General features: G+C 41.2%; 21 protein-coding genes. 12 read left to right on the top strand and 9 right to left on the bottom strand.

Annotation, left to right across the window (positions count from 1 at the left end; translation table 11 throughout):
- Nucleotides 1-40: 40 nt before the first annotated feature.
- Nucleotides 41-1,099, bottom strand: coding sequence for a ribosome small subunit-dependent GTPase A (gene rsgA, locus KVY11_RS13565; protein WP_004983468.1), 1,059 nt, complete (start codon nucleotides 1,097-1,099; stop codon nucleotides 41-43).
- A 124-nt stretch (nucleotides 1,100-1,223) separates the two neighbouring features.
- Here rsgA and orn point away from each other — a divergent pair, with 124 nt between their 5' ends.
- The 3 genes from orn (at nucleotide 1,224) to KVY11_RS13550 (ending at nucleotide 3,619) form a co-directional block, all read left to right on the top strand.
- Nucleotides 1,224-1,778 carry an oligoribonuclease gene (gene orn / locus KVY11_RS13560; protein WP_004697635.1) on the top strand — a complete coding sequence of 185 codons (555 nt, stop codon included), beginning with the start codon at nucleotides 1,224-1,226 and terminating at the stop codon, nucleotides 1,776-1,778.
- Nucleotides 1,779-1,936: 158 nt separating this feature from the next.
- Nucleotides 1,937-2,671 (top strand): Bax inhibitor-1/YccA family protein, encoded by a 735-nt coding sequence (locus tag KVY11_RS13555; RefSeq protein WP_004697636.1) that lies wholly within the window; start codon nucleotides 1,937-1,939, stop codon nucleotides 2,669-2,671.
- A gap of 144 nt (nucleotides 2,672-2,815) precedes the next feature.
- Nucleotides 2,816-3,619: an enoyl-ACP reductase gene (locus tag KVY11_RS13550; RefSeq protein WP_004983469.1), complete on the top strand. Its 804-nt coding sequence runs from the start codon at nucleotides 2,816-2,818 to the stop codon at nucleotides 3,617-3,619.
- A gap of 157 nt (nucleotides 3,620-3,776) precedes the next feature.
- On the opposite strand, the gene KVY11_RS13545 is transcribed toward KVY11_RS13550, so the two are convergent.
- Nucleotides 3,777-4,538: a hypothetical protein gene (locus tag KVY11_RS13545; protein ID WP_218289254.1), complete on the bottom strand. Its 762-nt coding sequence runs from the start codon at nucleotides 4,536-4,538 to the stop codon at nucleotides 3,777-3,779.
- Between the two features lie 374 nt (nucleotides 4,539-4,912).
- On the opposite strand from KVY11_RS13545, the gene KVY11_RS13540 reads away from it, so the two are divergent.
- The gene (locus KVY11_RS13540; protein WP_218289253.1) at nucleotides 4,913-5,329 is read left to right on the top strand and encodes a hypothetical protein; all 417 of its coding nucleotides are present in this window, start codon (nucleotides 4,913-4,915) and stop codon (nucleotides 5,327-5,329) included.
- Between the two features lie 24 nt (nucleotides 5,330-5,353).
- On the opposite strand, the gene KVY11_RS13535 is transcribed toward KVY11_RS13540, so the two are convergent.
- The 7 genes from KVY11_RS13535 to KVY11_RS13505 form a co-directional block, all read right to left on the bottom strand.
- On the bottom strand, nucleotides 5,354-6,763 hold the full coding sequence (locus tag KVY11_RS13535) for an efflux transporter outer membrane subunit (protein WP_218289252.1): 1,410 nt from the start codon (nucleotides 6,761-6,763) through the stop codon (nucleotides 5,354-5,356).
- A 9-nt stretch (nucleotides 6,764-6,772) separates the two neighbouring features.
- Entirely contained in the window at nucleotides 6,773-8,764 is a 1,992-nt protein-coding gene (locus tag KVY11_RS13530) for a MacB family efflux pump subunit (protein ID WP_058870313.1), read from the bottom strand.
- Between the two features lie 2 nt (nucleotides 8,765-8,766).
- A complete protein-coding gene (locus KVY11_RS13525; protein ID WP_218289251.1) occupies nucleotides 8,767-10,101 on the bottom strand; it encodes a MacA family efflux pump subunit in 1,335 nt (444 codons plus the stop codon).
- Between the two features lie 115 nt (nucleotides 10,102-10,216).
- On the bottom strand, nucleotides 10,217-11,206 hold the full coding sequence (holA, locus tag KVY11_RS13520; RefSeq protein WP_218289250.1) for a DNA polymerase III subunit delta: 990 nt from the start codon (nucleotides 11,204-11,206) through the stop codon (nucleotides 10,217-10,219).
- A 9-nt stretch (nucleotides 11,207-11,215) separates the two neighbouring features.
- Entirely contained in the window at nucleotides 11,216-11,725 is a 510-nt protein-coding gene (gene lptE / locus KVY11_RS13515) for an LPS assembly lipoprotein LptE (protein WP_010327541.1), read from the bottom strand.
- A gap of 203 nt (nucleotides 11,726-11,928) precedes the next feature.
- Entirely contained in the window at nucleotides 11,929-14,550 is a 2,622-nt protein-coding gene (gene leuS, locus KVY11_RS13510) for a leucine--tRNA ligase (RefSeq protein WP_218289249.1), read from the bottom strand.
- Nucleotides 14,551-14,684: 134 nt separating this feature from the next.
- Nucleotides 14,685-15,053, bottom strand: a complete 369-nt coding sequence (locus KVY11_RS13505; protein ID WP_218289248.1) for a DUF4124 domain-containing protein — start codon at nucleotides 15,051-15,053, stop codon at nucleotides 14,685-14,687.
- Between the two features lie 769 nt (nucleotides 15,054-15,822).
- Here KVY11_RS13505 and KVY11_RS13500 point away from each other — a divergent pair.
- From KVY11_RS13500 to KVY11_RS13465, 8 genes are all read left to right on the top strand, one after another.
- Nucleotides 15,823-17,550 (top strand): acetolactate synthase 3 large subunit, encoded by a 1,728-nt coding sequence (locus KVY11_RS13500; protein ID WP_035327125.1) that lies wholly within the window; start codon nucleotides 15,823-15,825, stop codon nucleotides 17,548-17,550.
- Nucleotides 17,547-18,038, top strand: coding sequence for an acetolactate synthase small subunit (ilvN, locus tag KVY11_RS13495; RefSeq protein WP_004697653.1), 492 nt, complete (start codon nucleotides 17,547-17,549; stop codon nucleotides 18,036-18,038). The genes KVY11_RS13500 and ilvN overlap by 4 nt, the downstream gene beginning before the upstream one ends.
- Before the next feature lie 105 nt (nucleotides 18,039-18,143).
- Nucleotides 18,144-19,160: a ketol-acid reductoisomerase gene (ilvC, locus tag KVY11_RS13490; protein WP_004983494.1), complete on the top strand. Its 1,017-nt coding sequence runs from the start codon at nucleotides 18,144-18,146 to the stop codon at nucleotides 19,158-19,160.
- A 1,008-nt stretch (nucleotides 19,161-20,168) separates the two neighbouring features.
- Nucleotides 20,169-20,681, top strand: coding sequence for a hypothetical protein (locus tag KVY11_RS13485; RefSeq protein ID WP_218289247.1), 513 nt, complete (start codon nucleotides 20,169-20,171; stop codon nucleotides 20,679-20,681).
- 90 nt (nucleotides 20,682-20,771) lie between these two features.
- The gene (locus KVY11_RS13480; RefSeq protein ID WP_218289246.1) at nucleotides 20,772-21,476 is read left to right on the top strand and encodes a molecular chaperone; all 705 of its coding nucleotides are present in this window, start codon (nucleotides 20,772-20,774) and stop codon (nucleotides 21,474-21,476) included.
- 15 nt (nucleotides 21,477-21,491) lie between these two features.
- On the top strand, nucleotides 21,492-23,798 hold the full coding sequence (locus KVY11_RS13475) for a fimbria/pilus outer membrane usher protein (RefSeq protein WP_218289245.1): 2,307 nt from the start codon (nucleotides 21,492-21,494) through the stop codon (nucleotides 23,796-23,798).
- 13 nt (nucleotides 23,799-23,811) lie between these two features.
- Nucleotides 23,812-24,228, top strand: coding sequence for a hypothetical protein (locus KVY11_RS13470; RefSeq protein WP_218289244.1), 417 nt, complete (start codon nucleotides 23,812-23,814; stop codon nucleotides 24,226-24,228).
- Between the two features lie 140 nt (nucleotides 24,229-24,368).
- On the top strand, nucleotides 24,369-25,649 hold the full coding sequence (locus KVY11_RS13465) for a glycosyltransferase family 1 protein (RefSeq protein WP_178904923.1): 1,281 nt from the start codon (nucleotides 24,369-24,371) through the stop codon (nucleotides 25,647-25,649).
- The last annotated feature ends 57 nt before the right edge of the window (nucleotides 25,650-25,706 follow it).

Below are 25,706 nucleotides of genomic sequence, written 5' to 3'. Positions count from 1 at the left end.
GATCAAAATCACCGCTTCAAGGGCTAAGGTTGAATAAAAATTAATTTTTTTGCTGAGCTTCAGCAATTTCATCAATCAGACGTAAATAGCTGTCTAAACGGCGCGTTAAAATTTCACCATTTGCCGCAGCTAAGCGTAAAGCGCATTGCTTTTCATGTTTATGGGTGCAGTTACGGAACTGACAGTAGCCCAACAAGTTTTCAATTTCAGGAAAACCACGTTGCACTTTGTCCGCATCTAAGTGCCATAAACCAAACTCACGAATTCCTGGTGAGTCAATCAGCGAGGCGCCTTCGCCAAAACCAATCAAACGGGTAGAGGTCGTGGTGTGCTGCCCTAAGGCTGAGTTTTCAGAAATCACATTGGTTTTTTGTGCAGCGTCAGGCACGATGGCATTAATCAGCGTACTTTTACCAACGCCAGACTGACCGACAAAGGCCACAGTTTCATTTTTTAAACGCTGGGTCAGTGCTGTTAAGTCACCATCGGCTTGGGTTTGCATCACTTCATAGCCTAAGGCTTGATATTCCGCAATCAACGCTAAAATCGGGTCATTGTCTTTGAGCAAATCGGTTTTGTTCAGCACTAAAAGTGCTGGAATGTTGGCATCGGCACAGGCCACCAAATAACGGTCAATCAGACCTGGTGCTGGCTCAGGCAGTGGCGCAAATACAATCACAATCAGGCTGATATTGGCAGCGACAGGTTTTACTTTATGATAACGGTCTGGACGAGTCAGTAGTGACTGACGTGGCTGTATGGCATTGATGATCCCGAGCCCCGTATTTGGGTCGGCTTGCCATTTGACACGATCACCTGTGACCAGTAGTTCGAGGTTGGTGCGTGTATGACAGCGCCAAATGCTGCCGAGTTCAATTGGTTTCCAAAACGGTTCAGGTTCACCTGCTTGTACCGTCGGTTTGATGGGATGTGGATCTGGAGTCGTAAGGGCTTGCACTTCAAGCTGACGGCCGTAGTGTTGTACCACCAAGCCTTCTAAGTCATTTGAAGTGTCGATATCTTCTTGACGTGTTTGCTGTTGTTTCTGAATGCGACGTTGTTGCTGTTCAGTTAAACGACGTTTACGAATTAAAGCCATTCATATCCTAAAAAACCATGAATTCAAGATGGCAAAAATAGCACGAAGCAGGGTATCAGTTACAGCATCGAAGCAATTAATTTGCTACTATCATCGTTTTTAAGCCGAATAAGATTGCACATTTATGAGCAGCACCGCTGATACGCGTTTGATTTGGATTGACCTTGAAATGACAGGTCTCGATACTGATAATGACCAAATTATTGAAGTTGCTACAATTGTGACGGATGATAACTTAAATATTTTAGCTGAAGGGCCTGTGCTTGCTGTTCATCAGCCAGACCGTGTGCTGAATGCAATGGATGAGTGGAACACCCGCCAACATGGTCAATCAGGCTTAATTGAACGTGTACGTCGCAGTAAATTGACTGCGCAAGATGCTGAGCAGCAAACTTTAGAATTTCTAAAGAAATGGGTCAATCCAAAAAGCTCACCAATGTGTGGCAATTCAATCTGCCAAGACCGCCGTTTTTTACACCGTTTAATGCCTGAAATGGAACAGTATTTCCACTACCGTAATTTAGACGTGTCTTCGGTAAAAGAGTTGGCTAAACGCTGGCGTCCAGAAATTATGAGTGGCTTGAAAAAGAATGCTTCACACTTAGCGATGGATGACATTCGTGATTCGATTGCGGAACTGAAGTATTATCGTGAATACTTTTTTATTATGAATAAATAAGTAGTAAAGAAAGAGGCGCTAGCCTCTTTTTTATTGAAATCGAATAGAATAGAGCTGAGGGTGTTTGTGTAGAAAAAAGAAACACTTTTTTGCTATACAAGTTTAAAACACGCTTTATGATAAAGTAAATTAATTAAATTATAACAAAGAGTTGAGTTATGCAAAGTAATAACCCTATTTTGAACCGCGTGGAAACACATGCGGACTATAGTCAACCAATGACTGTTCAAGGTGCTATTCAGAAGTCTGTATTACTTACAGTGATTGCAGCTGTGGTCGGTATGGCACTGTTTTTATACTGTTTCATGACCTTAAATATTTCGCTAGCCTATGCTGCAACCTTAGTCGGTGCGATTGGTGGTCTAATTTTAGGCCTGATTGCAACTTTTAAACCAAATACCGCACGTACCCTTGCCATTCCGTATGCCTTGTTTGAAGGTGCTTTTTTAGGTGGGGTGTCGGTTATTTTCCAATTGAAATATCCGGGTGTCCCTTTACAAGCGTTGTTGGCAACTTTTGTCACCACTTTAGTGATGTTTGGTTTGTATCGTTTTCAAATTATTCGTGCCACTGAAAAATTCAAATCGGTAGTAATGTCGGCATCGATTGCCATCGCGATTGTGTTTGTGGTGCAAATGGTTATGCGTTTGGCTTTTGGTTCAAGCATTCCATTTTTATTTGAAAATAACTTATTAGGTCTAGGTTTTGCCGCTTTTGTTGCAGTGATTGCATCACTGAACTTAATTCTAGATTTTGATTTGATTGAAAGTGCTGCGGCACAACACGCTCCGAAAGCGATGGAGTGGCTGTGTGGTATTGCACTACTCGCGACTCTGGTGTGGATGTACTATTCATTCCTACGTCTACTCAGCATGCTGCGTGGTGACGACTAAGTTCCACGGTTTTAACAAATACGCCCCTTCATTGGGGCGTATTTATTATTGAATGTTGATGAATTGAAAAAAGGCGCATTATGCAATTTCGGTTTCAACTTAAACTTGGCATTATGCAGATAAATTATTTTGAGTGAGAGTCACATGGCACAAGGACTATTGGCTGGAAAGCGTTTTTTAGTAGCAGGTATTGCAAGTAAATTATCAATCGCATTTGGTATTGCTCAAGCACTTCACCGTGAAGGCGCGGAACTTGCGTTTACTTATCCAAATGAAAAACTGAAAAAACGTGTAGATGAATTTGCAGCACAATTTGGCTCAACGATTGTTCTACCATGTGATGTGGCTGTCGATGCTGAAATTGAACAAACTTTTGTTGAATTGGCAAAACATTGGGATGGTTTAGATGGTGTGGTGCATTCGATTGGTTTTGCGCCTGCGCATACTTTGGATGGTGACTTTACCGATGTAACGGATCGTGATGGTTTTAAAGTGGCACATGACATCAGTGCATATAGCTTCATTGCTATGGCGCGTGCTGCGAAGCCATTACTTTTAGTTCGTCAAGGTTGCTTATTGACCTTGACTTACCAAGGTTCTGAGCGTGTGATGCCAAACTACAACGTGATGGGTATGGCGAAGGCATCATTAGAAGCGGGCGTACGTTACTTGGCTTCTAGCTTGGGTGCAGAAGGGATTCGTGTGAATGCGATTTCAGCAGGCCCAATCCGTACTTTGGCGGCATCAGGTATTAAGTCGTTCCGCAAAATGTTAGATGTAAACGAAAAAATTTCACCACTTAAACGTAATGTGACCATTGAAGATGTAGGTAATGCCGCATTATTCCTTTGCTCACCTTGGGCAAATGGTATTACGGGTGAAATCATGTATGTCGATGCAGGTTTCAATACTGTGGGGATGAGCCCAGACTTGATGCTCGATGAATGATTAGATTGATCTAAATCATTTGATAAAGCCGCTTTTATAGCGGCTTTGTTTTTTAAGATTGTGAGATATTCAAATTAGAATGCTCTAGTTTAATTGGAGTGTGAAGGTACAGCTTTTTAATGTTGTTTCATTGAGTTACATTTGTTGATAGTACCATTCAGCGGGTATAAATCTCCCTGTAGCCACCTAATTGCTGCAATGCCTCCATAAAGCTATCAGGTGCATTTGTACCGCGAGCCAAGAATAGAGTGGTTGGAACACTATAAAGTACTAGCTCTTTTTCTGAGTTCTCTTGCTGTGCTTCTTTTGCCTGCCTGTGGGCTTGGGCTAGCCATTCCACTTCATGCTCCGACGTTAGTTTTTTCGTGAGTTGATTTATATGTGCATAGACTAGCTCGCAATACTCTATCGCAACATGTTCAGTAGGAAGCAGTCCTTTGTGGATGACTGCATTTCGGAATTCTTTCCATGTTTTCGTTTTACCTTTGGGTGTGTTTGGAAATGTTGGCTTCATATTGTCAATCACTTCTGGAGATTCGTTTGACCACAGGAGCATAGAAAACATGAAAGCGCCAAACTGACGTTCTGATGCAGCATCAACTAAGCGCCATGCTGCGTTTAATTGTTCGTCGGGAATTTTTTGACTCGCACAGATGACACGAACGCATAGTTCATAGAACCGCTCGAGCGCAGCTGCAATGGTTGCGATTGCCTCTCTAGGATATCCATCAGCTAGCGCCATTGCTCCAATCTCAAATAAAACTTCGTGCTTATGCTGAGTCAGAGCAACGAACGTAGTATGTCCGCGAGTGCAAGTGGCTTCGTGAATATTGCTGTCGCCAATCTCTAGATACGAGAATACGGGTTCTAGAATTCCATCTTGATCAAAACACTTTATACATGGCATCTTTAGCTTCAAATCATGCTCCTCTTGCTATCTTCGTGTGGGATTCGATAAGTCTTGCTACAGTTATACGGCAGACTTGCCGCATAACCAAAATAAAAAGCCATATAATCAATTTGAACTCTATTTGATGTAGCTATATTTTAATCAGCGTATAAAACAGTAATATTTACGTCAAGACGAAAGCTATGAGCAACATCACTCTATGAGTTTTGACTTGATATTCCATTGCGTGATGTTTGATCAGTTGAAGTTTTATCAAAAAGTATAATTATTTATTTGTCATCGAATATTTTATATGCTAATAAATCCTAGTTTTTGTTGAATTAAAATTCTAAAGATAATGTCGATAAAAATATAATTTTTAGCTTTCGGGGTAGGGAAAAAGCGTGAAAAAGATAACTGTTGTTTTAGGATTAGTCACTCTTCTTTCACTTCAAGGTTGTGCCGCAGTGATGGCGAGTAACCAGCCGCATAAAAAGAATCTGACAGTTTTAGAGGTTGGAAAACACCGTAATTATGTGATTTCTGAATTGGGTGCACCAGTTACTTCAGAAACCGTCAATGGAGAACGTAAAGAGATTTATACCTTCCAACAGGGTTACTCAAAAGCAGCCAGAATCAGTCGTACGTTATGGCACACGACTGCGGATATTGCCTCGATTGGTCTATGGGAAGTGATTGGCTCTCCAGCCGAGATGTATTTCGATGGTCAGCAACTTTCGTATGAAGTTGTTTTTGATGATCAAGACAATATTAAACGTATTCACCAGATCCAGAATAATCCAGATCTGGTGAAAGAATAAGAGAACAAGACAATAGTGCTAGGACTATTGTTTTGCTAGTTCTTTTACAGGACTTCCACCCAAGGCTTGCATCAACGTCACATAGGCGTTGTATTGACTCTGTTTGGTATTGACCAAGGTTAAGCGCGCAGTACGCGTGGTTTCTTGTTGATCCAATAAGGTTTTTAAAGCCACAGCACCATAGCGATAACGCACTTGGGTCAAACGTTCCACTTTTTCAGCAAGTTCCAAATTTCGCTGTTGCAATTGTACTTGTTGACTGAGTTCAGTACGTGCAGACAGGGCATTTTCCACATCGGCAAAGGCTTGGTACAAAGTCTGACGATATTGCACGATAGCTTTTTCATAGTCCAATTGACTAATCGCAAGGTCACGTTTCATGTCGTTATATTGCAAGAACGGCAGACTTAAACTTGCGCCTAAGGTTAGGGCTGGGTTCTTGAGCAGTTGCGAGAGCGAGGTGCTGCTTGAACCAAGATTCCCAGTCAAACTGATCGAAGGATAATAGCTTGCCGTGGTGGCATCTTTGGTCGCTAAACTCTCACGTAAACGCAGCTCAGCCGCTTTTAAGTCTGGACGGCGCGACAAAATGTCGGCAGGTAAGCCCGCAGCAATACTTGGCAAAGCTAAGCGTGGTAAACGCTGTGGTTCATCAATATTCAACTGCTGTACAGGCATATGCAGTAACACGGCAATTGCGGTACGGGTCTCGACCAAACTTTGCTGAATTTGACTCAGACTGGCTTTTTGACTTTGTACTGACTGTTCAGCTTGAGTTAAGTCCAGTCCTGATACAGCCCCAGCTTGATACTGAACTTTAACCAGATCGTAGAGTTTTTGTGAGGTCGCAAGGCTTTGCCCGGCAGTTGTACGGCTTTCATTATAATAGGCCAACTGCCAATATAATTTCGCCGTGGTGCCAATTAAGCTTTGAGCAGTGGCTTGTAAATCTTGCTCAGTCGCTAGTGCTTCCCATCTCTTTGCTTCAGTTTGACGAGCCAATTTACCAAATAAATCGACTTCATAACTTAAGCCAGCACCCAAAGACAGGCCACTTGAGCTGTCATTGCCTGAATTTAAGTCGAACTGATGACCTGTAGATACTGTAGAGCTCACTCGTGGCTTTTGTTGATTCTCAGCCAGTTCTGCTTGTAAGCGCGCTTGTTTTAAGGTCATCCCGGCAATGGCTAAATCGGCATTCTTTGCTAGCACAGCATCGACCAGTTGATTGAGTTGTGCATCACCAAATAACGTCCACCATTGATCGGCATACAAGGCTTGTTGGCGTTGTTGTGATGTTGCTTTGTCGTATTGAAACTGAGTTGGCGTCTGTACTGCTGGTGCTTGATAAGGGGTTTTAACCACAGCTGCACAGCCAACCAAAGTGCTGCCAAGCAGCATCGCGGTACAAAGGCGCGTTAATAAAAAAGGCATATTTTTTCCTTATTCTCTGGCAAGTGCTGCAACAGGGTCGAGTTTGGCTGCATTTTTGGCAGGCAAGAAACCAAACACCACACCAATTAACGTCGAGCATACAAATGCGGCGATAATAGACGTGGTTGAGTAAGCAACCCCGAAATTGCCCCCAGCAAATTTTTGAATGATTTGTCCTAAGCCAAGTGAGAGCAACACGCCTAAAACCCCACCAATCAGGCAGACTAAAATGGCTTCAATCAGGAACTGCTGCAAAATATCACTTTGACGTGCACCCACTGCCATCCGAACCCCAATTTCTTGCGTCCGTTCGGTGACCGAGACCAACATAATATTCATTACACCGATACCACCTACCACCAAAGAAATCACGGCAATTGCAGAAACCAATAGGGTCATGGTACTGGTGGTCTTTTCAATGGTTTGGCGAATACTATCGCTGTTCATGGTGAACACATCTTGTTGACCATGGCGCAAGGTGAGTAAGTTCACAATTGCGTTTTCAGCCGCGCTGGTGGAGTACTTATCGTTGATTTGCACCACGATATTACGCACATTACTTTGACCGAGCATACGACTCATGACCGTGGTGTAGGGCATATAGACATTCAAAGTATCATCGGAACCCATAGCACTGGTTTGTGGTTCGACTACACCAATAATTCGTGCAGGGACACTGCCCAAAAGTACAACTTGCCCAATCGGACTGCTACCATCACTAAAAAACTGTTTTTGTGTATTGGTGTCAATGACCACGTCTTGGGTGCGGTCGCGGACACTTCGCTGGTCAAAGGTTTGTCCATTTTTGAAGGTCAGGCCTTTCACTGTGAAATAATCGCCACCGACACCATTAATGGTGGCATTGGCTTCACTTTGTTGATAGCGAATGGTTTTAGATGAACTCACCATGGGACTGACCGCACTCACATACGGTTGGGTGGCGAGCGCTTCAGCATCGGCAGGAACAAGAGTTTTAAAGTTGGCCGTTTTGGAGTTATCACCAAAACCGCGCCCTTGGAACACCGTAATGGTGTTAGTTCCTAAACTACTGATGTTACTTAAAATCTGTTGTTGTGATCCATTTCCTAAAGCCACTACTGTCACGACGGAGGCAATCCCGATAATAATGCCGAGCATGGTCAAAAATGTTCGCATGCGGTGTGCATTCATGGACAAAAGTGCCATACGAAAGGCTTCACCTAAACGGTCGAGCAGGGAACGCCATGCGGAAACACTTTTATTTTTTTCTTGCTGGGCAGAAATCGCAGTTTCTGCATCAGGGTCACTGTGTAGTTCAGTGTCATGCTCAGGTTGATTGACTCGGTCTGCAATGATTTGCCCATCACTGATCTCGATAATCCGCGAAGCATTTTTCGCCACTTGCATATCATGAGTGACCAAAATAATGGTATGGCCTGCGGCATTTAACTCACGCAAAATCCGCATCACTTCCACGCCACTATGCGAGTCTAGGGCACCTGTCGGTTCGTCAGCGAGAATGACATCACCGCCATTCATCAAGGCACGTGCAATCGAGACACGTTGTTGCTGTCCCCCAGAAAGTTGACTTGGACGGTTTTGAGTTTTATTGCCCAGCCCTAATTCTGTCAGTAAAGCAGTGGCACGTTGTTTACGTGCATACGGTGTTGCCCCTGCATAAACCGCAGGGACTTCAACATTACCTTCTGCGGTTAAGTCGCCTAAAAGGTGGTAACGCTGGAAAATAAAACCAAAATACTCACGACGTAATTCGGCCAATTGATCCGGTTCGAGTTTGCCAGTTTCGCGACCATTGACCTGATAACTCCCAGAGGTCGGGCGGTCGAGACAGCCTAAAATATTCATCAGGGTCGATTTACCTGAACCCGACTGACCGACAATGGCAACCAATTCACCTTCGTAAATGGTTAGGTCAATGCCTTTGAGAATTTGGACAGTACTTTCGCCAGCTGGAAACTCTCGCACCAAATTGCTGACTTCAAGCAAGGCTTTTTTGGTCATGCTTACATTCCCATTGGTGGACTGTTGCGACGGCGGTTGCTGCTATTGGCAGAAGCGGCAGTATTCTCCGAACTGTCTGCGATCACCACTTGATCACCTTCTTTTAAGCCTGCAAGCACTTGTGCATTGACGCGGTTATTGATACCCACCAAAATTTGTTTGGGTTGAGCTGAGCCATCCGCTTGTAAGACACGGACTACGCTCAGCGTAGCTTTACCTTCTTTGACCAATTGTTGTTGCGCTGCATTTAAATTTAGACGTTCAAGTCGCGGACCTTGAGGTCGGTCTGAGTCCGATTTGCTTTGTGTCGATGACGCTGCTTGCGTATTTGAACCGCTGTTCCGCTTTGCATTTGCAGGACGAGTGGAAATTGCAGAAGAAGGGACTAATAACGCATTTTTTGCAGAATCGAGCACGATGTAGACTTGTGCAGTCATATCAATACGTAGCTTGCCATCATGGTTGGGTACATCAAATAGAGCATTGTAGTAAATTGCGGTGCTGGTTGATGTGCTGGTGGTACTTTCATCTGTAATCGAGTCTGGCGCGGGCTCAACTTGACGTAGGCTAGCATAACGCTTGCTGTCATCACCTAAAGTGGTGAAATACACCTGTTGGCCTTTTTCAACTTTCATGATGTCCGCTTCACTGACCTGCGCCTTAATGGTCATGTTTTGCAATTTTGCAATTTTAACAATAGTCGGCGCACTTTGATTGGCGTTTACAGTTTGACCTTCCTCAGTCACGATCGCCACCACAGTACCATCAGTAGGTGCCACAATGCGGGTATAACCGATATTGGTTTGTGCGGTCGACTTGGTTACTTTTGCAGATTCAATCTGTGCATCAATGGCTTTAATCTGTGCTTGTGCTGTTTTATAGCTGGCCTCAGCCGATTCTAATTCGGCTTTTGATGTAGCATCTTGTGCATACATTTGTTGTTGACGCTTATATGCCAGTTGCGCCTCATTAAGACTGGCTTCTTGTTGTAGATGCTGCGCCTGCAAATTTTTAATATTGGCTTCTGCTGTTTTAAAGCTGTTTTCTTGGGTGGTTGAATCAATCTGCGCAATCAATTGACCTTGTTTAACTTCATCGCCCAGTTGCACATACATTTTCTGTACTTGACCTGAGACCTGTGCGCCGACACTCACCAGTTTGGTTGCATCTAAAGTACCTGTCGCCAATACCGTATTTTCAAGATCACCACGAGTGACGGATTCGCTAATATATTGTGGTTGTTCTTGTTTTGGTTTGAAATATGTCCACGCGACATAAGCAAGTACGGCAACACACAGTACCGCGATAACCATTTTGACAGCTTTTATTTTTTGCATTGGAATCAGGGAGTAAACAGAATTGCAGATAGTATAAAAGCGAAATACGGATAAATCGTGAATTTTTTGAACAAATAGAAATGATTATTATTTTAAAAAGACTCTTTGCGGTAATTTAAGCGGGAAAGAGTGACTTTCCACACAGCGTTGCAATGGCTTGCATCACGACATGTTCAGCATTTTCATGCCCCAAACCTTTAATCGAAGCATCAATGCGAAGCAGGAGACTGGGCCACGTTAAAAAGCACTGCGGGTTTAGTCGACGTAATGCTTGTTGATAGACGCTGACTTTATTCTTCCAAATCCCCAGTTGCAGTGCATTTTGCGGTTGCTCAAACAGTTGCATGAATAAACGCATTTCTTTACTGATACTCCACAAAATCAGACTGAGGGGTTCACCTGAGGCAATCAGGTATTGGTAAATTTTAATCGATTGCGCCAAATTGCCTTCGAGCAGAGCATCACTTAAATCGAAAGTACTATAGCGGGACTGATCTTGTAAGCAGGCATGTAAATGATCAATCTGAATCAGCTCAACCTCGGCAAAGGTGTCGCTGACACGCATTAAGCTATTTTTAGCTGCGAGTAAGTTGTGTTCATGGTGTTGTTCTAACCACTGCCATGCATCCTGACTCAGTTTAACCCCAAGCTTATCTGCTTCAATGCTTAAAATCTGCTGACGGTCACGCGGATAATTCGCGGTCAGGGCAACATGCACACCATTGGCTTCAACCGTTTGAAAAAAGCCCGTTTTTAGGCTAGCGCTGTCCTGTTTTGGCATCACCACCAAAAGCAAGTTCTGTTCATTGCTTTGGATATAGCTTTTTAGCAACTTTAAAGCGTTAGCATCGGGCTTAATATTGCCATGAACTTCAATGGCAAGCTGACTTGAAAATAAGGACAAGCTGTTGAGTGCATTAAAGACATTTTTCCAGTCATTGACATTGTTGATGTCATGCCGTTGTCGTTCAATCTCTTGCTTTTGCCAACTTGCTCGAAAGGCATCCAGTAAATTTTGCTCAAGCAATGGTTCTTGACCTTGCATAATCCACGCGCCGCGAGCTTCATCGACACGTTTTAGGGCCTGCAAATAGTCAAGTTTCATTGTTAAACCTTACTGCTGTGCTGGTGGTAGGCGGTTCGAAGAAATCTGACGCACAATTTGCTGAGCGACATCATCTACGATGACTTGATTTAAGTAGTATTTCTCTTGGTCATCGGTGTTGACGGTTTCAACGTTGTATTGATAACTACGCGTTGCAACTACGGTTCGTGGTTCAGTGATTGGACGGCCTTGGGCATCTTCAATACGGAAGGTGACATTGAGGCGCAATAACACTTCAATCAGTTTGCCGTTCAACTCTAAACGCTGCGGTTTATAATCTAGCACGCGAAGCACATAGGCATCTGAACCACTGCTCAGCTGTACACCCGACGCACCTAAATAAATGGCCAATTTTTCATGCAATTCATCGGAGTTCTTCGGAAGCACCAAATTCATTTTTGAATAAGCAATCGGTGTTGCGCTTGGATTGGTGCCTTTTAAATGAAAGCCACACCCGACCAAGCCAGCACTTAGGCCACAAGTTAAAACAATAGCTGCCAAACGTTTGCCTAAATGCATGTGTTGTCCTCTGTTTGCTCTTTTTGATAAAAGAAAAATAATATGTCGTGATTGTATGTGCAAAGCCCGTTGACTGGCAACGGGCTTTGTTTGGGTTTTGTTTATCGTTTTCAGTTCCTTCTCCCTTAGGGATGAGGGGAATTTACCTCTCCCTAGCCCTCTCCTTGAAGGAGAGGGAACTTAAGAAGGCGTTTTAAAGCTTTTTAAACCACCAAATTCACTAATTTATTTGGCACCACAATTTCTTTCTTGGTTTGACCCGTCAAGAATTGTTGAACTTCTGGCAATGCTTTAGCCAGTGCAAGCAATTCATCTTTCGATGTATCGACAGACACTTCTAATTTGCCACGCAGTTTACCATTCACTTGAACAACAATCGTTTGCGTATTACGTGTGAGTGCAGATTCGTCTACAGTCGGGAACAACACGCAGGTTAAGTCCAGTCCAAATTCAGCCAATAAAGTCTGGCTTAAATGTGGTGCAAATGGCGCAAGTAAAGTTAAAAGCGTCGTAATCGATTCACGAGCAACCGCAACATCATTATCATTTTTCGCTTCAAACTTATTGTTCGCATTTAACAGTTCCATCATTGCTGCAATAGCCGTGTTAAAGGCATGGCGGCGTTCGATGTCATCACCCACTTTTTGAATGGTTTCATGCGTTTTACGACGTAAGTCTTGTGCTTCTGTAGACAGTTGAGCAGTATCAATTGCAAATGCTGCATTGCCTTTTTCAAGGAAGCTGGCAACCAAACGCCATACACGTTTCAAGAAACGGTTTGCGCCTTCCACACCTGCATCAGACCATTCAAGTGATTGATCTGGTGGCGCTGCAAACATCATGAATACACGTGCTGTATCTGCACCGTACTGATCAATAATGGCTTGTGGGTCGATACCGTTATTTTTCGATTTCGACATTTTCTCTTGGCCGCCAACAATCACGTCTTGACCATCGCCTTGGTATTTCGCAGATAGAATACGACCTTTTTCATCACGTTCGAGGTCGATATCCGCAGGGTTAAACCAAGTTTTCTTGCCTGATTCAGCTTCACGGTAATAAGTGTCTGCCAAGACCATACCTTGAGTTAACAGGTTGGTAAATGGTTCATTGCCTTGTACTACACCTTCATCACGCATCAATTTGTGGAAAAAGCGTGCATAAAGTAAGTGCAGAATCGCGTGTTCAACACCACCGATGTATTGGTTTACAGGAAGCCATGTTTGAGCAGCTTCAGGCTTAACTAAACCATCAGTAAAATTAGGAGATGCATAACGTGCATAGTACCAAGATGACTCTACAAAGGTATCTAAAGTATCGGTTTCACGACGTGCTTCGCCGCCACAGCTTGGGCAAGTGGTTTGATAGAACTCAGGCATCTTGTTCAATGGGTTACCCGAGCCATCAGGTACGACATCAGTTGGTAAGACCACTGGAAGTTGCTCTTCAGGTACAGGAACCTGACCACATTTTTCACAGTTGATCATTGGAATCGGGCAACCCCAATAACGCTGACGCGATACACCCCAGTCACGTAAACGGAACTGAACTTTCGTGCTTGCAAGAGTTGTTGGTTCTAATTTCGCAAGGAACGCATCATAAGCAGCTTGGAAGTCTAAACCGTCAAATTCTGCTGAATTGACCAATTTACCTTCTTTAGAGCCGTACCATTCTTGCCATTGCGCAGCATCAAAGTCTGCATCGTCTGCACCTTGAGCATCAATCACTTGTTTAATGGTTAAGCCATATTTATTGGCAAATTCAAAATCACGTTCGTCGTGTGCAGGTACAGCCATCACTGCGCCAGAGCCATAAGACATCAACACGTAGTTGGCAATCCAAACAGGAATTTCTTCGCCAGTGACAGGATGCTTCACAGACAGACCTGTTGCCATGCCTTTCTTTTCAGCGGTAGCTAGGTCAGCTTCTGCTACTGAACCCATACGGCATTCTTCAATAAATGCTTTAAGTTCAGCATTATTTTCCGCAGCTTTCAGCGCCATTGGATGTTCTGCTGCAACTGCAACATAAGTCACACCCATTAAGGTGTCAGCACGTGTCGTAAATACTGTTAAGCCATCTGCATATACGTCAGGATTTGCAGAAGGGAAGGTAATATCCATCCCTTGTGAACGACCAATCCAGTTACGTTGCATGGTCAAGACTTGTTGTGGCCAACCGTCTTTTAAGGTATCTAAATCGTCTAATAATTCTTGCGCATAGTCGGTAATGCGGAAGTAATACATTGGAATATCACGTTTTTCAACCAATGCACCTGAACGCCAGCCACGACCATTTTCAACTTGTTCATTGGCCAGTACCGTCTGATCCACAGGATCCCAGTTTACTGTTGAAAGTTTACGGTAAATGAGGCCTTTTTTATAAAGTTGCACGAACAACCACTGTTCCCAGCGGTAGTATTCAGGGGTGCAAGTCGCAAATTCACGATCCCAATCGACTGATAGACCTAGTTTTTTTAATTGGTCACGCATATATGCGATGTTTTCAAAGGTCCATTTTGCAGGTGCAACTTGGTGTGCAATCGCCGCGTTTTCAGCAGGTAAACCAAAAGCATCCCAACCCATAGGTTGCAGGACAGTTTCCCCTTTAAGGCGGTGGAAACGGCTGATGACATCACCAATGGTGTAGTTACGCACATGACCCATATGCAGTTTGCCACTTGGATAAGGGAACATCGAGAGGATATAACGACGTGGACCTTCTACAGAGTCGGCAACTTTAAAGGCTTTACGAGCTTCCCAGTCTTGTTGGACGGTAGGTTCAATCGCGCTCGCTTGATATTCAGGGTCAATGTGAGTAGTCATATACGTATGTAGAACAATGGTTAAAAAGTTTGTTGCACAGCATAGCGCAAAATGCACCTAAAAGTGAATTTTGCGCTATGTTTTGTGCAGGAAATTAAACAAGCTGAAAATAAATCTGGAACCGTACGGAATGATTAAACCGCAGGGCGGACTTGTTGGCCTTGTTCAAGTGCTTCATTCGCTTCACGTCGTTGATTTTCTAAATCAACTGCTGGAACTGCTGGCGCAGCACTTGGTACAGCATTGGGAGGAGCTGGTACGGTATTTGGCATATTGGTCGGCGCAGGTGCTTCCGATGACGCAGCTTGTGGCGAATTTTTCCAACCATAGGTATCGACTTTGCCTTTTTTCTTTGCTGTTTTGGGTGGAGGTGTCGTGGTGTAATGTGTCGAGCCTTGACTATCAACCCACTTATAATACGTCTTGGCAAAGCTTTGTGTACTGCTCATTGCAAGCCCCATCCCCACCAAACATGCTGCCATTTTTGCAAACTGAATACTCATCTACCATTGTCCTTTTTATATCCGTAGTCATTGGATTTTATCGGGTTTATCGTTGTCGTTATTTTATGCCAATTTGAGAGCAATAAGCAGTGTTTGATGCGTTTTTCATCTGAGTTTTTTGAAATATTTTGCAGGTCAAACCCTCAGTTTAAAGTGTGAAATATGCGTTATGGCACAGTATGAAAATAAGAAGGTTATGCTAAAACCTGATGTATAAATGCTGATCTATATTTAAAACTGAAAAAATCTGAGATAGATGTTGGATTTAAATTTGGGTGAATATCTTATTAAACTTATTTATGGGTTTTATTATGTTTTTTTATTAATAAATTCAGTGAAATAGAAATCTATTTGTTTTTGCACTAAAAAACCAAGAAAAAGCAGCTCAGTTTTCTTTGTCCGTGATGAATAAAAAACAAACGCTCTGTAAATAAACAAAAAAAAGCTAATTTTTAAACTTGACTTTAGTCACGAAACTCCTAAAAATGCTGTCTTTAGTTTTATATGCCTTTACTCGATCACCCTTCGATAAAGTGTCATTTCATGCAATGGACACGCTTTCTAGCCGAGACCGTGAACAAAGTAAAAAAATGTGTTTATCCCAACACGTTTTAGATCTCATATTGCTCAAACAGCATACAGATCAGAATTTTTTCCTATTGCTATGAAAACTAAGAAATATGTGTGCTATAACAGTGCAGACAATCAATGAATGAAACACTGCTGGTGCCTTCCACCATTGCAGTGATAAAGATTAGGGTGAATCACGTTGGAACTTTTATCTGGTGGTGAAATGCTCGTTCGCGCATTGGCGGACGAAGGCGTTGAACATGTATTTGGATACCCAGGCGGCGCAGTTTTACATATCTACGACGCGTTCTTTCAACAAGACAAAATCAATCATTACCTCGTGCGCCATGAACAAGCTGCTGGTCATATGGCCGATGCTTACTCACGCGTAACAGGTAAGACGGGTGTGGTCCTCGTGACTTCAGGTCCGGGTGCAACCAATACTGTGACTCCAATTGCAACGGCTTATATGGACTCAATCCCAATGGTGATTTTGTCAGGTCAGGTTGCGTCACATTTAATTGGTGAAGATGCATTTCAAGAAACAGATATGGTCGGTATTTCTCGTCCGATCGTAAAACATAGTTTCCAAGTGCGCCATGCCAGCGAAATTCCTTCGATTATTAAGAAGGCATTTTATATTGCAGCTTCAGGTCGACCAGGTCCAGTTGTGGTTGATATTCCAAAAGATGCAACCAATCCTGCTGAGAAATTTGCTTACGAATACCCAGAAAAAGTGAAGATGCGTTCGTATCAACCGCCGCATCGTGGTCACTCAGGTCAAATTCGTAAAGCGATTGAAGAGTTGATTCACGCTAAACGTCCTGTGATTTATACTGGCGGTGGCGTGGTACAAGGCAATGCTTCTGCACAATTGACCGAACTGGCACATATTTTGGGCTTCCCAGTCACCAATACCTTGATGGGGCTTGGTGCCTTTCCTGGCAATGATCCGCAGTTTATTGGCATGTTGGGTATGCATGGTACTTATGAAGCCAATATGACCATGCACAATGCTGATGTGATTTTGTGTATCGGCGCGCGTTTCGATGACCGTGTAACCAATAATCCAGCAAAATTCTGTCCAAATGCCAAAGTGATTCATATTGATATCGACCCTGCGACGATTTCAAAAACCATCATGGCGCATATCCCGATCGTGGGTGCGGTAGAACCTGTCCTTCAAGAAATGTTGACACAGTTGAAACAAATGAATGTGTCTAAACCAAATCCTGAAGATATCGCTGCTTGGTGGGCGCAAATCAATGAATGGCGTAAAGTTCATGGCATGCGTTATGAGTCTGGTGCAAACGGCGTAATGAAACCACAACAAGTAGTGGAAGCGTTGGATAAAATCACCAATGGTGATGCGATCATTACTTCTGACGTAGGTCAGCATCAAATGTTTGGTGCGAACTATTACAAGTATAAACGTCCACGCCAATGGATTAACTCAGGTGGCCTAGGTACCATGGGTGTTGGTTTACCCTATGCGATGGCGGCGAAATTGGCTTTCCCCGATCAGCAAGTAGTGTGTATCACGGGTGAAGCATCGATTCAGATGTGTATCCAAGAGCTTTCGACGTGTAAGCAATATGGTCTAAACGTAAAAATCCTCTGCTTGAATAACCAAGCTTTAGGGATGGTGAAGCAGTGGCAAGATATGAACTATGAAGGACGTCACTCAAGTTCTTATATCGATTCATTGCCTGACTTCCCTAAATTGATGGAAGCATATGGTCATGTTGGTATTCAAATTGACCATGCGGATGAGCTAGAGTCGAAGCTTGCTGAAGCAATGGCGATCAATGATAAATGTGTATTTATTAATGTGATGGTTGATCGTACAGAGCATGTTTATCCAATGCTTATTGCAGGTCAGTCAATGCAAGATATGTGGTTAGGTAAAGGGGAGCGCACGTCATGAGACACATTATCTCTGTACTTGTAGAAAACGAAGCTGGTGCGCTTTCTCGTTTGGTGGGTTTATTTTCTCAACGTGGTTATAACATTGAGACCTTAAACGTTGCGCCAACGGAAGATCCGACCTTATCTCGTTTGACATTAACGACTTATGGCGATGATCATAAAATTGAACAAATCACCAAACAGCTCAACAAATTGGTTGAAGTGGTGAAAGTGGTTGATTTGTCTGAAGGTGCGCACATTGAGCGTGAGTTGATGTTGATTAAAGTCAAATCACTTGGCTCGGCGCGTGCTGAAATCAAACGAACTGCGGACATTTTCCGTGCGCAAATTGTTGATGTCACCCCAACGACGTATACCATTCAAATCGCGGGTACGACTGAAAAAATTGATGGTTTTATTGATGCTTTAGCAGAGAACACCATTTTGGAAGTTGTACGCTCAGGTGTTTCAGGCATCGCGCGTGGCGAAAAAGTTTTAACCATTTAATTAATCAACACGATTCAACCTCCTTTTGAGAAAGAGGAGGATTTCATCAAACAATAAACCCCTTGATGGAATTACAGAATACCAAGCATTTTAGCGGAGACAGCAATGCAAATTTTTTACGATAAAGACTGCGACTTATCTATCATCCAATCTAAGAAAGTAGCGATCATTGGTTACGGTTCACAAGGTCACGCACACGCGCTTAACCTTAAAGATTCTGGTGTAGACGTAACTGTAGGTCTACGTGCTGGTTCTACTTCTTGGAAAAAAGCTGAAAATTCAGGTCTTAAAGTTGCTGAAGTTCCTGCTGCAGTTGCTCAAGCTGACGTTGTCATGATCTTGACTCCAGATGAGTTCCAATCACAACTTTATCGTGACGTGATTGAGCCAAACATCAAAGAAGGCGCAACTTTAGCATTTGCTCATGGTTTCTCTGTTCTTTATAACCAAGTGGTTCCACGTGCTGATCTTGACGTCATCATGGTTGCACCAAAAGCACCAGGTCATACAGTACGTTCTGAATACCAACGCGGTTCGGGTGTTCCTGATTTAATCGCGATTCATCAAGATGCGTCTGGTAATGCACGTAACCTAGCACTTTCTTATGCTTCTGGTGTAGGTGGTGGTCGTACAGGTATCATCGAAACTTCATTCCGTGAAGAAACTGAAACTGACTTATTTGGTGAGCAAGCAGTTCTTTGTGGCGGTGCGGTAGAACTTGTGAAAATGGGCTTCGAAACTTTGGTAGAAGCAGGTTATGCACCTGAAATGGCTTACTTCGAATGCTTACACGAACTTAAGCTAATCGTTGACTTGATGTTTGAAGGTGGTATCGCGGACATGAACTATTCAGTGTCTAACAACGCTGAATATGGCGAATATGTAACTGGCGTTGAAGTAATCAACGAACAGTCTCGTGAAGCGATGCGTAATGCACTTAAACGTATCCAATCTGGTGAATACGCGAAGATGTTTATTAACGAAGGTGCGTTGAACTACCCATCAATGACTGCACGTCGTCGTCAAAACGCAGCGCATGGTATTGAAGTAACAGGTGGTAAGTTACGCGCGATGATGCCTTGGATTCAAGCAAACAAGATCGTCGATAAAGAAAAGAACTAAGGTTACGTTACGTGCCTTTAAAAAAGGGAAAGCAATGCTTTCCCTTTTTTTTCGTACCTTAGATTCAAGCGAACAAGATTGTAGATAAAGAGAAGAACTAAGGTTATGATCTAGCTGATTTTAAGTAATAAAACCCTGCTTCGGTAGGGTTTTTTTATTGATCTACTATCATGTTTTATGTAGGGAAAAGCTAGTAATTAAAAAGATGTGAGTATAAATAGGGTGCTGATATGGCTATCGGTACACAGCTATAAGTTGATCTTACCCGTGTTCAAAATCGTTATAAGGAGTCAACGAGAATTCCATTTCAGTGCTAGATATATGGGCAGCATATATTGTCAAAAAATTATTGGATTAATAACGTATCAATGGGCTTTATTGCAATAAATGAAACTCTCAACAAAGTGTATTTATGCTTACGTTTGGGTTTTTAGTGTGAGATTTAGATTTCTAAAATAGTGGGTCATGTAAATTTAAGGCTTGATTATGTGATTTTAGTTATGTTGTTCAATCACTGAAATTGGGTAAATAGCATGTGAATAAACTTTGGATTTTAGCTAGATGATCGGCCTGAATTAAAAAATTAATGGAAATATAAAGTAAAAAAAAGATGAAAAATGAATTTTTTAGCGATTTAAGAAATTATCCAACTGAAGATGTAATGAAATGTAAAAGTGAATTTCTAAAATAAAACAGAGATCTATTTAAAATATAAAAAAGCACTAAAATTGTGCATCACTGAAAGTGGTGTAACTGTTTTTAGGGATTTATAAAGTTAATTAATAAATAAAATAGAAATAAAAACATTATTTTAATTTTATTTTTTTGGAGTTTTAAAGTTGGTCCTCTATTTGAGTGAAAAAGGGTGCATAGGTGGTTTTTTGTACAGAACAATTAGAATAAACACACACTTAAGAAAAGCTTGGTAGCCATGCAAGGCCCAGTTTGATTAAGGGTAAACACCATAACAATTAATTTGGTTTAGAAGAAAAATCTCGGAGAATAGCTATGAATAAATTACTACAAGCATCGCTAGTTGCAACACTATTAGGTGCTGCGTCTACGGCAGTTTTGGCAGAAGATGCAGATCGAGGCGGCGATAAATGGTCTAATTGTACTTCTCTTGGTTGTCAAAAAGATATTCCAATTAAACTTAACGTACCAAAAAAATGTGAGATTAAAGGAGGAAGTCCAATTGTACTGAGCCATGAGGGCGGAAATAAAAGCTCTGGCTATACAATTACTACAAATACTCCATATGTACTCAATTTAGAAACTGAGAATGCAGGTACCAACCCTACAACTTACGTTAAGTTGATGGCAGATAGTACAACTTATAAAGTGTTCACTTCTATTACAACGAATAAAGTGGGTTCACCTGGTGCTATACCTTGGGGGAACACAAATCATGATGGTGTTTCAACTGATAGCTATAATGTTATCGTGAACAATCCTGCAGTAAGCGCAAGTCAACGTGCTGGTGATTATACTGATACTTATAAAATTAAAGTTTTTTATTAAACTAATTTTGTAATAGTATATAAAATAACCTGATCTGATGGAAACATTGGATTGGGTTATTTAGCATAAAAATAATGAGGAAGATAAAATATGAATAAAATCATGGGTTTTTGCTGTTTTTTTATGTTTTGTACTTCACAAATACATGCGGGCGTTTCGATAGATCCAGTTCAGCTTTACATTTCTGGAAAAGATCAAAAAAGAACGACTACTGTCACGTTGGAATCAAAAGATGAAGCAGAAAAAAAAGTTTTTGAAGTGAATGCAGTGAAGTGGACTCAAAATGATAAGGGGGAAGATCTTTATGAAGCGGATAGTTCGTTATTAATTAACCCCAAAAATTTTATTTTGCAACCAAATGCAAAGCAAGTGATAAGAGTAGGCTTTAATCGACCAATTGACTCAGTTTTATCGCAAGGACAGGAAGGTACATGGCGAATTATAATTAATGAAATGCAGCAAGCGACTAAAGGGTCAACGGTTAACTTCTTAGTTAGTTTTAATATGCCATTGTTTGTAGGGCTGCAAGAAAATATAAAGTTAAATTTTAGTACCAATTCTGACCACTTAATTGTAAAAAATGATGCAAACTCACACATTAGAATAAGCAACTTGAAAGTCTTAGATACGAATAAAAAAGTCATTTATAAAAGTGAGCAAATGAAGTATTTGTTGGCTAAAAAGAGTACCTCTTATGCTTTAAAGGATGTTCAACTGAAAAAATCTACAAATTATATTATTCAATTTAATTCAGATAAAAATGATGATGTGGTGGAGTTGAAATTCTCAAATTAGATAAGGGGAATTTTTATGAGAACTAATACTAAAGTACTCTTGTTGATTAATTTTTTTATTTCATTAAATGTTACAGCTGTTGAAATTAAATCTGAAGAAAGAATTGCAAATTTATGGATTAATGGGCTTGATCATGCCATTGATGTGGACCTCATACAAAAGGATGATCAGTATTATATTGACTGTAATATTTTAAAAGAAAGAAATATTGATGTTATTGGATTTGTAAAACTGACTAATAAAGATAACTACTGTTTGGTTTCTGGTGGTGAGGTAAATTCAGTATTTGATGAAGCTTCACAATCTATAAAAATAGATATTCCGACAAAATATTTTGCACAAAATGCAGGTGGAATTAATAACAGCTTAACACCAGAGAAAGCAAGTTTTGGTGGTTTTATTAATTATGATTTCTTATATACCACAAATAGTGATCATGATGATGGATTTAATAGCTTAGTTGATTTAGGGGTTTTTAAAGATTATTGGATATTAAAAAACTCTTTGATTCATAGAAACTCTTCAGAGGAGGATGGAGTTGTACGATTAAGTAGTAGTTTAGATATTGATTTTCCAGAAAAAATGACACGCCTTACCTTGGGGGATACAACAACAGCATCTAATCCATTAATCAACTCACTTCGTTTTGCAGGACTAAGCTGGGGAACGAACTATACAGAACGACCAGACTTTATCTATTGGAATTTGCCTGTATTACAGGGAAGTGCGCGAATACCATCAACAGTTGATTTATATATTAACGGAACAAAAATCTATAGTGAGAGAGTTAGTCCGGGTGACTATGCATTGCAAACAGGTGCCCAGATTCAGCAAGCAGGCAATGCCCAAATTGTGGTAGAGGATGTGTTAGGAAATCGAAGTGTACAGAACTTTCCCATTATGGTGACGAATCGTTTACTTCGTTCTGGTTTAAGTGAGTATAATGTTGCTTTAGGTAAGTTAAGATATAATTATTCTACAGATAGTGGAGATTATCGCGATTTCTTTGCAAATACTTATTATCGAAGAGGTCTTTCAAATTCCACTACGCTTGGTACAAATTTATCTTATAGTCAAGATATTCAAAATGTAGGATTTACTTGGACACAAGGGGTGTCTAATTATCTAGTGTTAGATAGTGTGATTTTAGCTTCACATGATGATGCTCATGATATGAACTATTCCTATGGACTTTCAGCCAGTAAAGATTTTGGTAGAGTATCTCTGGGGTTAAGTACAAAATATAATGACCGAGATTTTATTTTTCTTGGCGATGAGCTCGAATCTACTTTTACTTATCCAAAGTTTGAAAATTTGGCATATGTTGGAATTAGTAATTTGCCTTATATTGGTAATTTTAATATTAACTATGCGGAGCAGCGCCACTATAAAAATACCCAGAATAATTCAGCAGATCAAAAGTTAATTACCGTTGGTTTTAATAGAAGTTTTAGGAATGGGTTTACATTTGGTTTAAGCTATTTTAATAATTTTGGGGATAATAAGGATTCAGGTGGGATTTTGTCTCTTAGTTATAACTTTGATGATAAGTCGGTCTACTTTAGTGCTTCTGCGGATAAAAGTGCGAACTTACAATTTGTTAAAAATGATTCGAGTCAGGTAGGTGTGGATTACAATTTTGGGGCAGATTATCGTGATAGTGAAACTGTATTAAATGCCAATGCTACTGTGAAAACCAATATCGGTGACCTTAATCTATATCATATTCAAGGTGAGCACTCGAGTGACTCTCAAGTTAATTATAAAGGCGCAATGGTCTTTTTGGATGGGAAGTTTAGCTTAACTAAGCGTGTGGATAATGCTTTTGCTTTGGTGAAAGTAGGTGATTATAAAGATATTGATGTTTTGCGTTCTTTAACTTATGCAAATAAAACGAATAGCAAAGGTTATGCATTTGTGCATGAGATTATTCCTTATGTGAAATATGATATTTCATTTGATGTGGATCAGTTGCCTATTGAAGACAAGATACCGTATTCATCTAAACAAATTGCTACATTAAATCAGCGGGGATATACCATTGATTTTCCAATTTATCATGCAAAACAAGTGACGATTCGTCCACTTGTAGGTCAATCAAATCAAGCATTTTTAGCGGGTTCGGAGTTATATATTAATAATGAGGAGGGAGAGCTTTATCCAGTTGGTTCGGATGGAACAATTACTTTGTATGGTCTAGTGCCAAAAACGTATACGTTACAAATCAAGACAGCAGATTCTAAAACATGTAATGCTGAGTTGGTTGTGACAGAAGCGCAAACGAGTGAAGATGTTCGCACAATCATCTTCGAATGCCAATGAGAGGAGAAATAATATGAAAAAAGTCATTATGCTGGCTATCATGTTATTGTCGACAAGCAACTTTTTGTATGCAAAACAATGTCAAATCGAGAATTTAGTAGCAACACAACTCAACTTGAATGCTTCTTATTTGAGTCAAGCAGCCACTTCGTTTTCAGTAGCATGTGATAGTAATTACGCAATCAAATTTAATACACGTAATTTGACAAGTGCTTCGGGGAGTAGCTTCTTGATCAATGAGAGAAACAATAGATTAAGAACTCAAATGAATATTTCAGGGGCAACAGCTTCTCGCTGGAATGCTCCAATTTTCCAACCAGCGACTGAACGAAATAAGTTTGTTGTTTTAGTTCAGTTGGTTGATCCTCCTAGTGCTTATACACCCGCAGGGGAGTATAGAGACAATTTGTATATTAACTTGATGTTCTAATATGAGGGTTCTATATGCATTTGGCTGATAAGAAGATACCTATAAAAATTAGGTATCTTTTTTATTTAGATGATGGTTATCATCAAACTGTCAAATAGTTTAACTAAACTTGAGGGAAAATAAGAAAAGTTTGGAATAGCATGATCGGTTCAATGACAACAAAATTATTCAAACAGCACAATTTTCCAGAAACACAGCGGTTTTACCTCAAACAACAACATCGGCATAATATTCAGCAAGAACTCTCTATCCTTGAAGAAACCCTCAAACCCAAGTTAAAAATAACCATCGTGACGGAAACATGGTCACCAGAAATTAATGGTGTGGCGAACTCTTTGTTACAACTGTGTAAAGGTTTGCAGACACTGGGACATCGTATTCAGCTCATCCGTCCAATACAAAAAAACATATGTGCCGACTTTCAGGCAGAACAGGAGTGTTTGGTTTGGGCAAAAAGCATTCCTAAATATGCCGACATGCAATTTGGTATGCCACAGTATGTCAAAGTCAGCAAAGCGATTGAATGCTTCGCACCAGATGTGGTCCATATAGTGACGGAAGGACCGTTGGGGTTGACGGCACTGTATGCTGCTCAAGCACATCAAATTCCAGTGTCTAGTGGTTTCCATTCAACGTTTCATGACTTTAGTCGCTTCTTTGATTTGGCTTTGCTGGTCAAACCGATTGAAAGTTATCTTCGCTGGTTTCATAACCATACGGTACTCACCTGTGTGCCGAGTCAAACGACGTTAAATCAACTTAAGGCCTTTGGTGTGACTTGCCCCTTGGTTGAGGTTGGGCGAGGGGTGGATACAACTCGCTTCCATCCAGAGCATCGCTCAGAACAATTGCGTCAGTGCTGGCAAGCAGATGCAAATACTTCTGTGTTGCTATATGTGGGACGTTTATCTCCAGAAAAAGAAGTCGACGTCCTCATTCAAAGCTATTTGAATATCAAGAAGCAGCAATCGCGCAAGTTGAAAATGGTGATTGTGGGCGATGGGCCAGATCGTAAGCGTTTAACTGAAATGGCAAATGGCTCAGATGTGATTTTTACGGGAAGCTTAACAGGTAAGTCACTCGCTCAAGCCTATGCCAGTGCAGATGTTTTTGTTTTTGCCAGTCAAATAGAGACTTTTGGTAATGTAGTACTCGAAGCCATGTCCAGTGGCTTGCCCGTGGTGGCCTATAACTATGCCAGTCCGCAGCGTTATATCAAGCAAGGTATAACAGGGTGGTTAAGTCCTTTTGGACAAGTGGCACATTTTATGCAGACTATTATTCAACTGCCAGAGCAAAAGGTGCTTAGATGTATGGGAACTCAAGCACGTCAAGATATTGAAAGTGTAGGCTGGCAGTATCCTGTGAAACAGTTTGAGCAAGCCTTATATCATGTGGCCAATATTAAGGCAGCACCTTAGCCAATAGCTGTTTTAAAAGCGTCAGTGATAAAGATGAGTTGGGTAATTTTGATGAGT

The sequence above is a fragment of the Acinetobacter sp. CWB-G5 genome, from assembly GCF_019209785.1.
Lineage (GTDB): Bacteria > Pseudomonadota > Gammaproteobacteria > Pseudomonadales > Moraxellaceae > Acinetobacter > Acinetobacter johnsonii.
The sequence above is the reverse complement of the archived record's forward strand: the minus strand, read 5'-3'. Positions and strand labels throughout refer to the sequence as shown.

Excerpts from the sequence above, each read along its gene's own strand:
- rsgA (WP_004983468.1), bottom strand. The coding sequence starts at position 1,099 with ATGGCTTTAATTCGTAAACGTCGTTTAACTGAACAGCAACAACGTCGC.
- orn (WP_004697635.1), top strand. The coding sequence starts at position 1,224 with ATGAGCAGCACCGCTGATACGCGTTTGATTTGGATTGACCTTGAAATG.
- KVY11_RS13555 (WP_004697636.1), top strand. The coding sequence starts at position 1,937 with ATGCAAAGTAATAACCCTATTTTGAACCGCGTGGAAACACATGCGGAC.
- KVY11_RS13550 (WP_004983469.1), top strand. The coding sequence starts at position 2,816 with ATGGCACAAGGACTATTGGCTGGAAAGCGTTTTTTAGTAGCAGGTATT.
- KVY11_RS13535 (WP_218289252.1), bottom strand. The coding sequence starts at position 6,763 with ATGCCTTTTTTATTAACGCGCCTTTGTACCGCGATGCTGCTTGGCAGC.
- KVY11_RS13530 (WP_058870313.1), bottom strand. The coding sequence starts at position 8,764 with ATGACCAAAAAAGCCTTGCTTGAAGTCAGCAATTTGGTGCGAGAGTTT.
- KVY11_RS13525 (WP_218289251.1), bottom strand. The coding sequence starts at position 10,101 with ATGCAAAAAATAAAAGCTGTCAAAATGGTTATCGCGGTACTGTGTGTT.
- holA (WP_218289250.1), bottom strand. The coding sequence starts at position 11,206 with ATGAAACTTGACTATTTGCAGGCCCTAAAACGTGTCGATGAAGCTCGC.
- lptE (WP_010327541.1), bottom strand. The coding sequence starts at position 11,725 with ATGCATTTAGGCAAACGTTTGGCAGCTATTGTTTTAACTTGTGGCCTA.
- leuS (WP_218289249.1), bottom strand. The coding sequence starts at position 14,550 with ATGACTACTCACATTGACCCTGAATATCAAGCGAGCGCGATTGAACCT.
- KVY11_RS13505 (WP_218289248.1), bottom strand. The coding sequence starts at position 15,053 with ATGAGTATTCAGTTTGCAAAAATGGCAGCATGTTTGGTGGGGATGGGG.
- ilvN (WP_004697653.1), top strand. The coding sequence starts at position 17,547 with ATGAGACACATTATCTCTGTACTTGTAGAAAACGAAGCTGGTGCGCTT.
- ilvC (WP_004983494.1), top strand. The coding sequence starts at position 18,144 with ATGCAAATTTTTTACGATAAAGACTGCGACTTATCTATCATCCAATCT.
- KVY11_RS13485 (WP_218289247.1), top strand. The coding sequence starts at position 20,169 with ATGAATAAATTACTACAAGCATCGCTAGTTGCAACACTATTAGGTGCT.
- KVY11_RS13480 (WP_218289246.1), top strand. The coding sequence starts at position 20,772 with ATGAATAAAATCATGGGTTTTTGCTGTTTTTTTATGTTTTGTACTTCA.
- KVY11_RS13475 (WP_218289245.1), top strand. The coding sequence starts at position 21,492 with ATGAGAACTAATACTAAAGTACTCTTGTTGATTAATTTTTTTATTTCA.
- KVY11_RS13470 (WP_218289244.1), top strand. The coding sequence starts at position 23,812 with ATGAAAAAAGTCATTATGCTGGCTATCATGTTATTGTCGACAAGCAAC.
- KVY11_RS13465 (WP_178904923.1), top strand. The coding sequence starts at position 24,369 with ATGATCGGTTCAATGACAACAAAATTATTCAAACAGCACAATTTTCCA.